Consider the following 647-nt stretch of genomic DNA (forward strand, 5'->3'; position numbering starts at 1 on the left):
AAGAACTGAAGAAAAATTGAGCTAAAGTTAAAGAGTAAAGAGTAAAAAAAGAAAAAAAAGACTTCAAACGAGGAGTTTTTATAAATAGCTAGGAGTATCAATTAGAGAGAAGAAATTAGTAAGAGGCAAAGAAGTATAAAAACTTTGATTCTTATATTCTTCGATTCTAAAATTGAAAACACCGCCATTGTCCGATCTACGAGCTAATTAATTAGGGAGTAGTAGAGGATAAAAAGATCTTTGACATATTGTGAGATTAAGAATCGAGTAAAGAGCAAAAATAGTAAGGATTTTAATAGAGATATTAAGATATAAGTGAAATAAGGGCGTATGGGGGATGCCTAGGCTCTTGGAGGCGAAGAAGGACGTGTTAAGCTGCGATAAGCCCTGGGGAACTGCACAAGAGTGTTGATCCGGGGATTTCCGAATGGGGCAACCCACTGGATGGAAGATCCAGTATCCTAAAATAGGAGGCAAACCTGCTGAACTGAAACATCTAAGTAAGCAGAGGAAGAGAAAACAAAAGTGATTCCGTAAGTAGTGGCGAGCGAAAGCGGATTAGCCCAAACCAGTATTGTTTAGGCAAGACTGGGGTTGTAGGACTTCGATATCTGTACATAAGAGGAACAAGAACTGTCTGGGAAGGC

Annotated in this window: 1 rRNA gene; it reads left to right on the forward strand. The window is 38.6% G+C overall.

The annotated features are described in order from the left end of the window. Positions 1–310: 310 nt before the first annotated feature. Positions 311–647, forward strand: a 23S ribosomal RNA gene (locus tag EOJ36_RS11855); the annotation flags it as partial.

The organism is Sandaracinomonas limnophila, assembly GCF_004005965.1.
Lineage (GTDB): Bacteria > Bacteroidota > Bacteroidia > Cytophagales > Spirosomataceae > Sandaracinomonas > Sandaracinomonas limnophila.